Origin of the sequence: Pantoea sp. YR525 (assembly GCF_900116775.1) — a bacterium.
Taxonomy (GTDB): domain Bacteria; phylum Pseudomonadota; class Gammaproteobacteria; order Enterobacterales; family Enterobacteriaceae; genus Pantoea; species Pantoea symbiotica.
The window spans coordinates 191,995-205,204 of sequence record NZ_FPBU01000001.1; the positions used below are offsets into that span (position 1 = coordinate 191,995).

Annotated in this window: 14 protein-coding genes; 7 read left to right on the forward strand and 7 right to left on the reverse strand. The window is 55.4% G+C overall.

Annotated features, from left to right (window positions below):
* Window positions 1-309 precede the first annotated feature (309 nt).
* From dtpA to gstA, 3 genes are all read left to right on the forward strand, one after another.
* Complete coding sequence (gene dtpA, locus BM323_RS00800) at window positions 310-1,815, forward strand: dipeptide/tripeptide permease DtpA (protein WP_008110266.1); 1,506 nt, start codon at window positions 310-312, stop codon at window positions 1,813-1,815.
* 148 nt (window positions 1,816-1,963) lie between these two features.
* On the forward strand, window positions 1,964-2,845 hold the full coding sequence (locus BM323_RS00805) for a LysR family transcriptional regulator (protein WP_008110268.1): 882 nt from the start codon (window positions 1,964-1,966) through the stop codon (window positions 2,843-2,845).
* Window positions 2,846-2,944: 99 nt separating this feature from the next.
* Window positions 2,945-3,550, forward strand: a complete 606-nt coding sequence (gene gstA / locus BM323_RS00810) for a glutathione transferase GstA (protein ID WP_175501674.1) — start codon at window positions 2,945-2,947, stop codon at window positions 3,548-3,550.
* Window positions 3,551-3,662: 112 nt separating this feature from the next.
* Here the strand turns inward: gstA and pdxY are convergent, their stop codons facing one another.
* The 5 genes from pdxY to anmK form a co-directional block, all read right to left on the reverse strand.
* Window positions 3,663-4,523 (reverse strand): pyridoxal kinase PdxY, encoded by an 861-nt coding sequence (gene pdxY, locus BM323_RS00815; RefSeq protein WP_008110272.1) that lies wholly within the window; start codon window positions 4,521-4,523, stop codon window positions 3,663-3,665.
* A 56-nt stretch (window positions 4,524-4,579) separates the two neighbouring features.
* Window positions 4,580-5,854 (reverse strand): tyrosine--tRNA ligase, encoded by a 1,275-nt coding sequence (tyrS, locus tag BM323_RS00820; RefSeq protein WP_008110275.1) that lies wholly within the window; start codon window positions 5,852-5,854, stop codon window positions 4,580-4,582.
* A 138-nt stretch (window positions 5,855-5,992) separates the two neighbouring features.
* Window positions 5,993-6,649 carry a pyridoxamine 5'-phosphate oxidase gene (gene pdxH, locus BM323_RS00825; protein ID WP_008110277.1) on the reverse strand — a complete coding sequence of 219 codons (657 nt, stop codon included), beginning with the start codon at window positions 6,647-6,649 and terminating at the stop codon, window positions 5,993-5,995.
* A gap of 22 nt (window positions 6,650-6,671) precedes the next feature.
* Entirely contained in the window at window positions 6,672-7,001 is a 330-nt protein-coding gene (locus tag BM323_RS00830) for an MliC family protein (RefSeq protein ID WP_008110279.1), read from the reverse strand.
* Window positions 7,002-7,010: 9 nt separating this feature from the next.
* Window positions 7,011-8,132, reverse strand: coding sequence for an anhydro-N-acetylmuramic acid kinase (gene anmK / locus BM323_RS00835; protein WP_008110280.1), 1,122 nt, complete (start codon window positions 8,130-8,132; stop codon window positions 7,011-7,013).
* A gap of 275 nt (window positions 8,133-8,407) precedes the next feature.
* On the opposite strand from anmK, the gene slyB reads away from it, so the two are divergent.
* Window positions 8,408-8,875 carry an outer membrane lipoprotein SlyB gene (gene slyB, locus BM323_RS00840; RefSeq protein ID WP_008110282.1) on the forward strand — a complete coding sequence of 156 codons (468 nt, stop codon included), beginning with the start codon at window positions 8,408-8,410 and terminating at the stop codon, window positions 8,873-8,875.
* A gap of 40 nt (window positions 8,876-8,915) precedes the next feature.
* Here the strand turns inward: slyB and slyA are convergent, their stop codons facing one another.
* Entirely contained in the window at window positions 8,916-9,353 is a 438-nt protein-coding gene (gene slyA, locus BM323_RS00845) for a transcriptional regulator SlyA (RefSeq protein ID WP_007892783.1), read from the reverse strand.
* A 151-nt stretch (window positions 9,354-9,504) separates the two neighbouring features.
* On the opposite strand from slyA, the gene BM323_RS00850 reads away from it, so the two are divergent.
* Genes BM323_RS00850 through BM323_RS00860 form a run of 3 tightly spaced genes read left to right on the forward strand, consistent with a single transcriptional unit; the run spans window position 9,505 to window position 12,613 of the window.
* Window positions 9,505-9,741, forward strand: coding sequence for a DUF1656 domain-containing protein (locus BM323_RS00850; RefSeq protein WP_008110284.1), 237 nt, complete (start codon window positions 9,505-9,507; stop codon window positions 9,739-9,741).
* A gap of 6 nt (window positions 9,742-9,747) precedes the next feature.
* The gene (locus tag BM323_RS00855; RefSeq protein ID WP_008110286.1) at window positions 9,748-10,605 is read left to right on the forward strand and encodes an efflux RND transporter periplasmic adaptor subunit; all 858 of its coding nucleotides are present in this window, start codon (window positions 9,748-9,750) and stop codon (window positions 10,603-10,605) included.
* Between the two features lie 7 nt (window positions 10,606-10,612).
* Entirely contained in the window at window positions 10,613-12,613 is a 2,001-nt protein-coding gene (locus tag BM323_RS00860; RefSeq protein ID WP_008110288.1) for an FUSC family protein, read from the forward strand.
* Here BM323_RS00860 and BM323_RS00865 read toward each other — a convergent pair whose 3' ends face one another.
* Window positions 12,614-13,081, reverse strand: coding sequence for a hypothetical protein (locus BM323_RS00865; protein WP_008110290.1), 468 nt, complete (start codon window positions 13,079-13,081; stop codon window positions 12,614-12,616).
* Window positions 13,082-13,210 lie beyond the last annotated feature (129 nt).

Consider the following 13,210-nt stretch of genomic DNA (forward strand, 5'->3'; position numbering starts at 1 on the left):
TTATATTCCAACAATGTCTCTCTGAGCAGTTTATATCAGGAAAATGATCTTCCAGATCTGCATTTCACCTGTTTATCCTGATATAATGCCACGCAGCGAGATTTAACACTGATTTACAACTTTGTATAACGGCATTAACCCTACCTATTGCAAGTATTTCAGCGTGTAGAAAATGCTTGCCCTGTTGGACTGATTCAGCCAAATTAGTCGCCGTTTTTCCTTTCTAATAACAATGTTGCGCGGGATTACCCAGCCCGACGCAGACTTAATTCCTGTCGCAAAACAGGCTATGTTAAAACTGAGGTACACGTGTCAACTGCAAACAAACACACTGACGGGGCGCCAAGCCTCAACGCTTTTAAGCAACCGAAAGCGTTTTATCTGATCTTCTCCATCGAACTGTGGGAACGTTTTGGTTACTACGGTCTGCAAGCCATCATGGCGGTTTACCTGGTTAAACAGCTGGGCATGTCCGAAGCGGACTCCATTACGCTGTTCACCTCGTTTAGCGCGCTGGTTTATGGTTTGGTCGCCATCGGCGGCTGGCTCGGCGATAAAGTGCTGGGTACCAAACGCGTTATCGTACTCGGCGTGATGGTACTGGCGCTGGGTTATGCGCTGATTGCCTTCTCCGGTCATGACACCTCAATGGTGTATATCGGTATGGCGACCATCGCCGTTGGTAGCGGCTTGTTTAAAGCTAACCCTTCTTCCCTGCTGTCGACCTGCTATGAGAAAGATGACGCGCGCCTCGACGGTGCCTTCACCATGTTCTACATGTCGATCAACATCGGTTCGCTGTTCTCGATGATGCTGACGCCGTGGCTGGCCGCGAAGTATGGCTGGGGCGCAGCGTTCTCGCTGTCGGTTGTCGGTCTGGTAATTACGCTGCTGAACTTCCTGTTCTTCCAGCGCGTGGTGAAAAACTACGGCTCCAAGCCGGATTTTGCCCCGCTGCAGATGGGTAAACTGCTGATGACGCTGGTTGGCGTGGTAGCGCTGATTGCGCTGGCGGCCTGGTTGCTGCATCACCAGAGCATCGCACGCATGACGCTGGGCGTCATCGCCGCGGGTATCGTGGTGATCTTCGCCAAAGAAGCTTTCGCGTTGAAAGGTGCCGCCCGTCGTAAGATGATCGTGGCCTTCCTGCTGATGGTAGAAGCGATTGTGTTCTTCGTGCTCTATATGCAGATGCCGACCTCACTCAACTTCTTCGCTATCCGCAACGTTGAGCATGCCATTCTCGGCATCACCTTTGAGCCAGAGCAGTTCCAGGCGCTGAACCCGTTCTGGATTATGCTGGCAAGCCCGATTCTGGCGGCGGTGTATAACAAGCTCGGCGATAAAATGCCGATGCCACACAAATTCGCCTTCGGTATGGTGCTGTGTTCAGCGGCCTTTCTGGTGCTGCCGTTTGGTGCCAAATTTGCCAACGAAGCCGGTATCGTCTCGGTGAACTGGCTGATCCTCAGCTATGCGCTGCAGAGCATCGGTGAGCTGATGATTTCCGGTCTGGGCCTGGCGATGGTCGCACAGTTGGTACCACAGCGTCTGATGGGCTTCATCATGGGTTCCTGGTTCCTGACCACCGCAGGTGCAGCAATGATTGCGGGTAAAGTCGCCAACCTGATGGCAGTGCCGAGTGATGTGACCGATCCGCATACTTCGCTGGCAGTTTACAGCCATGTGTTCCAGCAGATTGGTATTGCTACCGGCGTGATTGCCCTGCTGATGTTGATCACCGCGCCATTGCTGAACCGCATGACGCAGGATGACAGTCAAACTGAACTGAAACGCGCTAGCGCCAATCAGTAAGTGAGAAAGCCGGGCGTGTCCCGGCTTTTTTCTGCCCGCTATTTCACTTCCATTCACATTTGCTTTAACGATTTCTGCTGCTCACACTTCGCTTTTCGCTCACTTAACTTCATGATGTCGGCTCACTGTTAATCAGCGTGGAAGAAGCATGGACAGGTTTGATGAGCTTGAGGTGTTTGTCGCGGTTATCCAGCAAGGCAGTTTGGCTGGCGCCGCGCGTTTATTGCAGCGATCGCCACCGGTGATCACTCGCACTCTTAATACGCTCGAAGCCCGTCTCGCCACCACCCTGATTGAACGCACCACGCGCCAATTGGCACCCACCGAAGCCGGCTGGCAGCTGTTTGAGCAGGCGCAACGCGTGTTGAGCGATTATCAGCGCGCCATCGACAGCGCTCACCACAGCGGCCTGCATGGCTTGCTGCGTTTAACCGCACCGGTGCAGTTTGGTCGTCGCCACGTCATGCCTTTAGTGAATGCCTTTCTGCAACAGCATGCGGAGATGCAGATTGAAGTGGTGCTCAGCGACACCTATCAGGACCTGATTGAAAACGGTCTTGATATCGCGCTGCGCATTGGCGAACTGCAGGACTCTTCGATGGTGGCGCGTCAGGTTGGCACGGTGCGTTCAACGCTGGTTGCCTGCCCCGGCTATCTGCAACAGGCTGGCACGCCTCTTCATCCCACTGAACTGACTCAACATGCGTTAGTGACGAGCCTGCGCCATACACGCGAGTGGCGCTTCGCCCAGGATCTGCGCGTGCGCATCACGCCGCGTCTGCGGGTTAATGATGTGGAGAGCCAGCTGGAAGCGTTGCGCAGCGCACAAGGCATTGGACGGCTGCTCTCGTATCAGGTTATCGACGATATCCACAGCGGAAAATTGCTGCGTTTACTGCCTGAATGGGAGCCGGCACCGTTGCCGGTGCAGTTAGTCACCCAGCGCGTGAAGAATATGACGCCTAAAGTGCGGCAATTTTGGGATTTCGCGCTCGAAAAGCTGCCATTACTGCCATGCTTTGCTGAATAAACCTGAACGGTGACCGCAATTCCTGATCGCTGTCACTGGCAAAAATCCCTGGCAGACTTATGCTGCTTCGATCACCACAACACTCAAGGAGAAGCCATGATGAAACTCTATTGTAAGCCCGGTGCCTGTTCGCTATCACCGCATATTGTCGCGCTCGAATGCGGACTGGACTTTACCCAGGTGAACGTGGACCTGCAGAAGAAAGTGACCGAGCAAGGAGAAGATTACTGGCAGATTAACCCGAAAGGACAAGTGCCGGCGCTGCAGTTTGATGATGGCAGCATCCTGACCGAAGGCGTGGCGATTGTGCAGTATCTGGCGGATCTCAAGCCGGATCGCAACCTGCTGGCACCAACCGGCAGCCTGACGCGCTATCACACGCTGGAATGGCTGAGTTATGTCAGCAGCGAACTGCACAAGGGTTTTAGCCCGCTGTTCCGTCCTGATACGCCAGAAGAGTACAAAGCCATTGCGCGTGCGCAGCTGGAGAAGAAGTATCAGCAGGTGAATGAGGCGTTGCAGGATAAACAGTGGCTGCTGGGATTACGTTTTACCGTTGCCGATGTGTATCTGTTCGTGGTGACGCGCTGGGCTAAAGCCATCAAGCTAGATTTGAGTGGACTGGATGCGCTGGAAGCCTGGTTTAGCCGGGTTGCAGAGCGCCCAGCGGTGCAGGCGGCGTTGAAGGCGGAAGGTTTGGTTTAATCCGACGCAATTCTTTGTCGCATCGCTATTAATGCGCACGCCCCAGAACGTAGGGTCGCCATTAATGGCGACCTCAATTACAGGTGCGCATGAATGCGCACCCTACGGGAATTTACAGCTTTTCTGCCGCGAAATGCTGAGTCGGTTTGGCAATCGCATCCTGCGCGGCCACCAGCTGCAATTCGTACTCGCCCATTTCGTGGGTTTTCAGCATCACTTCATACACCGCCGCCGTAATGTGCTCGAGCGCATCCTGCAGCGACTTACCGTGCAGCAGATCGACCAGCAGCAGGCCGCTGGTGAGATCGCCCACGCCAACCGGCTGACGCACGCCAAAGTCCACCAACGGACGGCTGATGTGCCAGCACTCATCAGCGGTCACCAGCAGCATCTCAAAGCGGTCGCTGCGGCGTCCGGCGCGCGCCAGATGTTTCACCAGCACCACTTTCGGGCCTTTACTAATCAGTTCACGTGCCGCAACCACCGCTTGCTCCACGTTGGCCACTTCATGCCCGCTGAGCATCTCCAGCTCCAGCAGGTTCGGCGCGATGATGTCGCTGGCGGGCAACGCCATTTTGCAGTGAAACTCCGCCACGCCCGGCGCCACAATGCAGCCTTTTTCCGGATGGCCCATCACCGGATCGCAGAAGAACCATGCGTTCGGGTTGGCTTCTTTCACCAGACGCACGATCTCCAGAATCTGTTCGCCCTGCTCCGCCGATCCCAGATAGCCGCTCAGCACCGCATCACAGGTCTTCAGGCGGTCAACCGCCGCAATGCCTTTAACGATGTCGGTCAAATGCGTGGCGGGCATCACGGTGCCGGTCCAGTGACCATACTGGGTGTGATTAGAAAATTGCACGGTATTCAGCGGCCAAACGTTTGCGCCCATGCGGCGCATCGGGAATTCGGCAGCGCTGTTACCGGCGTGTCCGTAAACAACGTGAGATTGAATTGCGAGAATATTTTTCATTTTGCCCTGTACTGCTGTCTTGCCATAAAAAAGGGCCGGAAGCCGGCCCTGAACGCTTACTGCCAGTTAATCAGGCAGTAATGTTTTTTACCGCGACGCAACAACGTGAAACGTCCAAACAGTTTATCGCTGTCGCTGAAACGGTACTCCGCATCTGACTGTTTTTCGCCATTCAGCGAGACCGCGTTAGAACCGATCATGGTGCGCGCCTGGCCGCGTGATGGCACCAGCTCAGCCGCTACCAGCGCCTGCTGCAGATCGTCTTCTGCCGTCAACGTGATGGTTGGCATGCCGTCCTGCGCCAGCTGCTCGAAGTCCGCTTCGGTCATCGCGCTCAGGCTGCCGGAGAACAGGCTCTCGGTGATGCGTTTTGCCGCCGTTAAGCCGCTTTCGCCGTGCACCAGACGCGTCACCTGCTCAGCCAGCACGTATTGCGCGCGTGGCGCTGTGCCGCTGTTTTTGTCCTCTTCTTCCAGCGCATTGATTTCTTCAATGCTCATGAAGGTGAAGAACTTCAGGAAGCGATACACGTCTGCATCTGCGGTGTTGATCCAGAACTGGTAGAACTTGTATGGACTGGTTTTCTTCGCATCCAGCCACACTGCGCCACCTTCGGTTTTACCGAACTTGGTGCCGTCAGATTTGGTGATTAGCGGTACGGTCAATCCCCACGCCTGCTGCTGATGCAGACGACGCGTCAGGTCGATACCAGAAGTAATGTTGCCCCACTGATCGGAACCGCCAATCTGCAGCACCACATCGTGACGCTTGTTCAGCTCAGCAAAGTCATAACCCTGCAGCAGATTGTAAGAGAACTCGGTGTAGGAGATGCCCTGATCTTCGCGGTTCAGACGCTGTTTCACCGCTTCACGGTTGATCATCTGGTTGACGGAGAAGTGCTTACCGATGTCACGCAGGAAGGTCAGCACGTTCATGCCGCCAAACCAGTCGTAGTTGTTCGCGGCAATCGCGCTGTTGTCACCACAATCGAAGCTGAGGAAAGGCGCGACCTGGTTGCGGATCTTGTCGACCCACTCGCCAACGGTTTCAGCGGTGTTAAGTTTACGTTCTGCTGCTTTAAAGCTGGGATCGCCAATCAGACCGGTGGCACCACCCACCAGCGCGACCGGCTTGTGTCCGGCATCCTGAAAACGTTTCAGGCAGAGCAGCGGCACCAGATGGCCCAAATGCAAGCTATCAGCGGTAGGATCGAAGCCGCAATAGAGTGCAATTGGCCCTTGCGCCAGTCGCTCTGCTAACGCTTCTTCATCCGTTACCTGGGCGACTAAGCCCCTTTCTTGCAATTGTTGTATCAGGTTACTGCTGGTCATCACTGACTCCAAATTGATCAGACTGCACCTAGGCTGGTACACAGCTTTCCGCCGACGTGCGGAGACGAAAAAAAGAGGGCTATAGCATAAAGCGCTGACGCCAACTGCGCCAGCGTTGAAAGGGGATAAAACGCAGTTTTACGGGGCTAAACGGTCAATCGACCAGCCATTGTCATTACGCTGGTAGAGGAAGCGATCGTGCAGGCGATGTTCGCCGCCCTGCCAGAACTCCACGGTGTGGAATTTGACGCGGTAACCGCCCCAAAAACTCGGCAGCGGTACTTCACCCTGCTGGAATTTCTGTTTGAGTTCGAGGAACTTCCCTTCCAGCACGCCGCGCGCCGAAATGCGGCTCGACTGCTTCGACACCCACGCACCAATCTGGCTATCACGCGGGCGACTGCTGAAGTACTTCAGCACCTCGAGCGGCGACAGTTTTTCCACTTCGCCCAGCACCATCACCTGACGCTCCAGGAAGTGCCACGGGAAGTGCAGCGAGATACGCGGATTCTCTGCCAGCTGCAGCGCCTTGCGGCTGCCGAGGTTGGTATAGAACACCATGCCTTGCTCGTCGTAGTGCTTCAGTAGCACGATGCGCTGATAAGGCTGGCCGCTGCTGTCAACGGTGGCCACCGTCATCGCCGTCGGATCCGGCAACTGCGCGGTGCAGGCCTGCTGCAGCCACTGCTCAAACAGCGCCAGAGGATTATCGGGCAGATCTTTACGTCGCAGCCCGCCGCGGGTGTATTCACGACGCAGATGGGCAATATTTTGCAAGCTGTCACTGTCGCTCATGCTGTTTCTCTTTCTCAAACGTTTACTGAGCGGAGGTATCCGCGTTCTGCAATTCACAATCATTAATCACGATTTTGTTATTACGTTCAACAAAAGCGCCATTGCCTTTTGACCAGAAGACGTAAGTGCCGTCGCTGTAGCGCGCGCCAGATGCCGAGACCGTTTGTGTCAGCGTTAGCGGCTTGCCATCCAGAATAAAGCTCACCTGCTGCTTCGCGTTATCCTGAGTGACCGTCAGCGGCAAGGTACCGCACTGGTAGCGCAACTGTTGTGGCGTCTCTTGCTGTTTATGCATCATGCCGCAGCCACTCAAGATCGCCACGCTACTCAGCATCATAATAGTTTTTTTCATCTTCACCTCTTAACGAATAGGTCGGGGATTGGCCGGATAAATCGCGCCCAATACACTCATCTCCCGCGCGCCGGTTACCGCTGGCAGGTTGCCCGGTAAGCCATTTAATGTGCGAAACGCCAGCCAGGCAAAGGCCAGCGCTTCCATATCATCACCGCTGATGCCCGCTTCGTCGGTGGTACCCACTTCAGTACCCGACAGATGCGTGGCGAGACGCGCCATCAGCAGCGGATTACGGCTGCCTCCGCCGCACACCAACAGACGATCGCAACCGTCGTTGAGCTGCACCTGCTGCGCGATGGTCAACGCCGTCAGCTCAGTCAACGTGGCCTGCACATCTTGTGGTGCCAGCGCCGGGAAACGCTGCAACTGCTGCTCAATCCAGCTAAGATTGAAATATTCGCGTCCGGTGCTTTTTGGCGGCGGCAGCGCAAACCACGGATCGCCTAGCATTAACTCCAGTAGCGCCGGAACCACCTGACCGCTGCGCGCCCAGCCGGCATTTTTATCGTACGGCAAACCTTTATTGCGCCAAATCCACGCATCGATCAGCATATTGCCCGGCCCGGTATCAAAACCGCGTACCGGTTGGCCGGGAATTAATAGCGACAGATTGGCAATGCCGCCGATGTTTAGCACCATGCGGCGTTCGACGCTGTCCATTAACAGCGCCTGATGGAAGGCCGGCACCAACGGCGCGCCCTGCCCGCCGAGCGCCATATCGCGGCGACGAAAATCACCGATCACCGTTACGCCGGTGGCCGCCGCGATCTGGTTGTTATCGCCAATTTGCAGCGTATTCGGCGCATCACTTTGCGGCTCATGCCACACCGTTTGTCCGTGGCAGCCAATCGCCATAATGTCGCTGGCTTCCAGCGACTGCTGGTGCATCAAGGTCAATACCGCCTCGGCGAACAGTTTGCCAAGCCGCGTGTCCAGTTGTCCGAGCTGCGATAGCGTCAATGATTGTCCCTGACAAATCGCCAGCACCTGCTGGCGTAATTCCTGCGGGATGGGATGACAATAGCTGGCCTGCTGCGCCACCATTTGCCCATCAATGGCCGCCAGTACCACGTCCACGCCATCAAGGCTGGTGCCGGACATCACGCCAATATAGCGTCCTGATTTCATAGCGGTTCACTCCCTTAACATCATCTGGCTTAAGCCTGGCAAATTACCGGGGCTAATTCTATGATAAAATTCCGCTTTTCAGCGTCACTGCGCAGTGGATTCCAGCTCAGAAATATTTTCTGCAGGTAATTGAATTTTTGTTGATGGTAGACGGTCTATGCTTCGGCCCAGCCGCGTATTATACGGACTTAGAGTCATTTGCCAGTTTTCTGTCTTATACTCTGTGCAGTACAGGATGAGAAATATGGCGTTTTTTTGCATTAAGGAGCGTTCTGATGATTAAGCGTTTTGTAGCCGTGGCGTTGACCGGCTTAACTCTGGCAGGTTGTGCCAACGACAGCACCCTTTCCGGTGACGTTTACAGCGCCAGCGAAGCTAAACAAGTACAAAGTGTTTCCTACGGCACGCTGGTTTCGGTGCGTCCGGTGAAAATCCAGGGCGGCGATGAAAACAACGTGATTGGCGCAATTGGTGGTGCGGTGCTGGGTGGTTTCCTCGGTAACACCATTGGCGGCGGCAGCGGTCGCAGTCTGGCAACCGCAGGCGGTGCGGTACTCGGTGGCGTAGCCGGTCAGGGCGTGCAGGGTGCAGTTAACAAATCTGACGGTGTCGAGCTGGAAATCCGCAAGGATGATGGCAACACCATCATGGTGGTGCAGAAGCAAGCTGCCACCCGTTACTCGGTTGGCCAGCGCGTCGTGATGGCGTCAAACGGCAGCCAGGTTACCGTTTCGCCACGTTAAGCGAATAGATAAAAAAAACCGACGCCTGGCGTCGGTTTTTTTATTTCTCGCGGTTGTGAAACTCGAGAATGTTTTTTTCCAGCCGCGCAATCAGCGTCACCATCTGATTGATCTCTTCCAGGCTGATGCCGGAAAGAATGTCATCGCGCGTGGCATCAATCACATTCTCAACCTGCTCGATGATCGGCTCAGCTTGCTTGGTCAGCTTGATGCGCTTGGCGCGGCGATCGTTGGCGCAGGTCGCGCGGGTGATCAAGCCTTTCTCTTCCAGCTGATCCAGCGTGCGCACCAGTGAAGGCTGCTCAATGCCGATGGCTTTTGCCAGCTGAATCTGAGACTGCTCTGGCGGGAGTTGATGAATATTGTGTAGCGTCACCCAGTGTGTTTGTGTCAACTCGAGCGGTTTTAAGCGCTGATCGATTAACGCGCGCCAAATGCGCACCAGGCGAGACAGATCGGTTCCCAAGGGCGTATCCATTGCATCTCCTTATAATTAGCTTGCTAGCTATTAAGCCAGATTTTACACTATTCTGCGAGTTTACCTGGCAAATTACAAATACCAGACCTGCATATACGCTTGCCGTCTACGCTCTATTTAGATGATTCCCGGTCAAAAAGGATGATGACACGTGTCCCTAACCGCTTTTTCCCCCAGCGCCCCGCTTACCGACCTGGTGTTCGGTGCGTCGCTGTTTTTCCCGCCGCTGTTTAAAGCGGTGTTACTCGGATTCTTTTTCTGGTTGTTGATTCACCCGCTGATACGCGGCTGGATCTACTCCGGCGATGTCTGGCATCCCACCTTAATGGACCTTTCCCTGTTTGTACTGTGCGTCGCTGGCGCATTGTGGTTACTGAGCCTCGGATAAATCACTATGAAATTCAACCCTTTTAAGTATTTTTCAACCGTAGTGATCTTTGCGCTGGCCCTGCTTGCCGGATGGTGGATGTGGAATTACTACATGCAATCGCCGTGGACGCGTGATGGCAAAGTGCGCGCCGAACTGGTGGATATCACGCCGGAAGTGTCCGGGCGCATCATCGCCCTGGAGGTGCGTGACAATCAGTTCGTGCATAAAGGTGATGTGCTGCTCAAGCTCGATCCGGTGCCGTGGCAAATTGCGCAGTCCAACGCCGAAGCGCAGCTAGCCAAAGCGCAGGCCGATCTGGCGAAAGCGCAGCATGAAGCTAATCGCCGCGCCAGCCTGCCGCGCAACGTCATTTCAGCGGAAGATATGGACGCCGCGCGCTTAACAGCCAATGCCGCCGCATCAACGGCGAAAGCCGCGCAGGCCAGCCTCGATCAGGCGCGCTGGAACCTCGATCAAACTACGATTACCGCGCCCACCGATGGCTGGATCAGCAATCTGACGCTTCGTACCGGCAACTATGCCAGCGCCGGTACGCCGCTGTTTGCGCTGGTCGATAGCCACTCTTATTACGTGATGGGTTATTTCGAAGAGACCAAGCTGCGCCATATTCAACCCGGCGCTGCGGCGCAGATTGTGTTGTACAGCAACGGTGCGCGTTTGCAGGGCAAAGTCGAGAGTATCGGACGCGCCATTTATGACCAAAGCGTCGCCAGCGATGGCGGTTTGGTGCCGGATATCAAGCCTAACGTGCCCTGGGTGCGTCTGGCGCAGCGCGTGCCGGTGCGCATTCGCTTAGACGCATTGCCGGAAGGCGTGCCGCTGGTGGCGGGCACTACCTGCACCATCTCGATCGCGCACTGAGGTTGTGATGAATTTTCAGTGGCTGGCCTGGCAAAATCTGCCGTGGATAAAAGCAAGCTGGGGCGAGTGGCGCTACGCGCTGCGTAATGGCATTGCGATGTGTCTCGCCTTGACCATCGCTTATGCGCTGCAACTCGATGAACCATACTGGGCCATGACATCGGCGGCGGTGGTGAGTTTTCCCACCGTCGGCGGTGCCATCAGTAAAAGCCTGGGCCGCATCGTTGGCAGTTTGCTCGGTGCCAGCGCCGCGCTGCTGATTGCCGGACACACGCTAAACGAGCCCTGGCTGTTTGCCTTTTTCATGGCCGGTTGGTTGGCGTTCTGCACCTGGATCGCCAATCACTACCAAAACAACGTGGCCTACGCGTTTTCGCTGGCGGGATATACCGCCGCCATCATTGCCTTTAGCAGCGTCAATATCACTGATGTCACTCAGCTGTGGGATATCGCGCAAGCGCGCGTGTGCGAAGTGATCTCCGGCATCCTATGCGCCGGATTAATGATGATGATTCTGCCCAGCACCTCGGATGGCAATGCGCTGATGAGTTCACTGCGTCAGATGCACGCGCGTTTGCTGGATCATGCGGTGTTATTACTGCAGCAAGGCAGCATCGATAACGTGCGCACCGCCCATGAAAATGTCATTAGCCAGATTCTCACCATGAACCTGCTGCGCATTCAGGCGTTCTGGAGCCACTATCGTTTCCGCCGTCAGAACAACGTGCTGAACTATGTGCTGCATCAGCAGCTGCGTCTGACCAGCGTACTCTCCAGTCTGCGCCGCATGTTGCTGAACTGGCCCGATGCACCGCCTGAACTTTACGATGCCATGGCAAAACTGCTGCACGAATTGGCGCAGCCGCACTGCGACAAATACCGGTTGGCTCTGATTTTGCGCGGCATCACGCCATCAGCAACCGGTGATTACCGCCAACGCGCATTCGTTCAGCGCCTGCGCTATTTCTGCTGGGTCTATCTCAACGTCAATCGCTGGATTCGCCTGATTGAACGCGCCGATGCCGATACCCGTTTTCAGCCGCCGTATGCGCCGTCGCTGGCGCGCGAAAGCGACAGCGCAGAAGCCGGCTGGAGCGCCCTGCGCACTTTTAGCGTCATCATGCTGGGCTGCGCCTTTTGGATCACTACGCAATGGGATTCCGGTGCCGCCGCCCTGACGCTCACCGCCATCGCGTGCGTGCTTTACTCTTCCGCGCCTTCGCCGAGCGGCAGCGTCTCGCTGTTACTCAAAACCTTGCTGTGGCTGTCGCTGTTTAGTTTTGTGCTGCAGTTTGGTTTGATGGTGCAAATCAGCGCGCTGTGGCAGTTTTTGCTGGTGCTGTTTCCGCTGCTGCTCACCTTGCAGTTGTTTAAACTGCAGCAGAAGAAACGTGCGGGAATGTGGGGTCAATTTATTGTTTTTATGGGATCCTTTATCGCCGTCACCAATCCGCCGGATTGGGATTATCAAAGCTTCCTCAATGACAATATCGCCAAGGTGTGCGGCGTACTGCTGGCGTGGCTGGCGTTTCAGGTGCTGCGTCCCAGCTCCGATGCGCGCCGTAGTCGTCGGCATATTCGCGCCCTGCGCCATGCATTTCTTGATCAGCTACGCCACCATCCGCGCTTGAGCGAAAGCCACTTCGAATCACAGATTTATCATCACATCAGTCAGCTCAGTAACAGCCGTGACGAGCAGGCGCGTGTTTGGCTGCTGCGCTGGGGCGTGGTGCTACTCAACTGTTCCCACATTGTCTGGCAGCTGCGCGAATGGCAGCCAACTTCGGCTACGCTCGGGCAAATGCGCGACAGCAGCCTGCAGGATCTGCAACGGATTATGAGTCTGCGCGGCGTGCATCACACCGCGTTGCAGGCCACGCTGGATGAGCTGGAAACCATGATTGAGCAACTGCAGCAGCAAGCAGAGAGCGAAGCCAATACGCTGGCGGGTATTTTGTGGCGCCTGCGCTGCTCACTCGCCCAGTTGGCGCAGGCGGTGCCGGATTAATCACTGACAATATTGCGTGGTCTGGCGATTAAAATCGTCCTGCAACTGCTGCAGCGATTTCTGTCCTTCGAAGCGGGTTTTGTCCTGATCGGTCATCGGTTCAATCACCAGCGCTTTCTCTTCTGAAGAGTAGATAAAACGTCGATACAAGGTGGTGCCGGTGAAACTTTTACCCTGAATGCCACCGCATACCACCGTCATCGCATGACGATAAGTTTCGCTGTGGGTGAAATTGGTTTCGGTGGCGCTGCGCAGAACGTTTTCGCAGCCTTTGGCTTCCAGACGATGGAGGGTGTGCTGTGTCAGCCATTCACGCCCACGCGCAATCTTTTCACACTCAACACGCAGCGGGTTGGTATCGATGGTGCGTTGCAGTTGTCGACTGGCATCTAAACGCAACTGTGTGTCGTTGGGTTGATCGCATCCCACCAGCAATAAACATAACAACATCATCCCACGCGCTTTCATTCCTGCCCCTGAAGGTTTTATTCCTGAATCAATATCATAGGACGGAAAAACCGCTGAGAGTAGCAAGAAAATGGGTCAATTTTTTTCAAAGTAAGTAAATCAGGGCGACAAGCTGCTGCCGCCCACGAA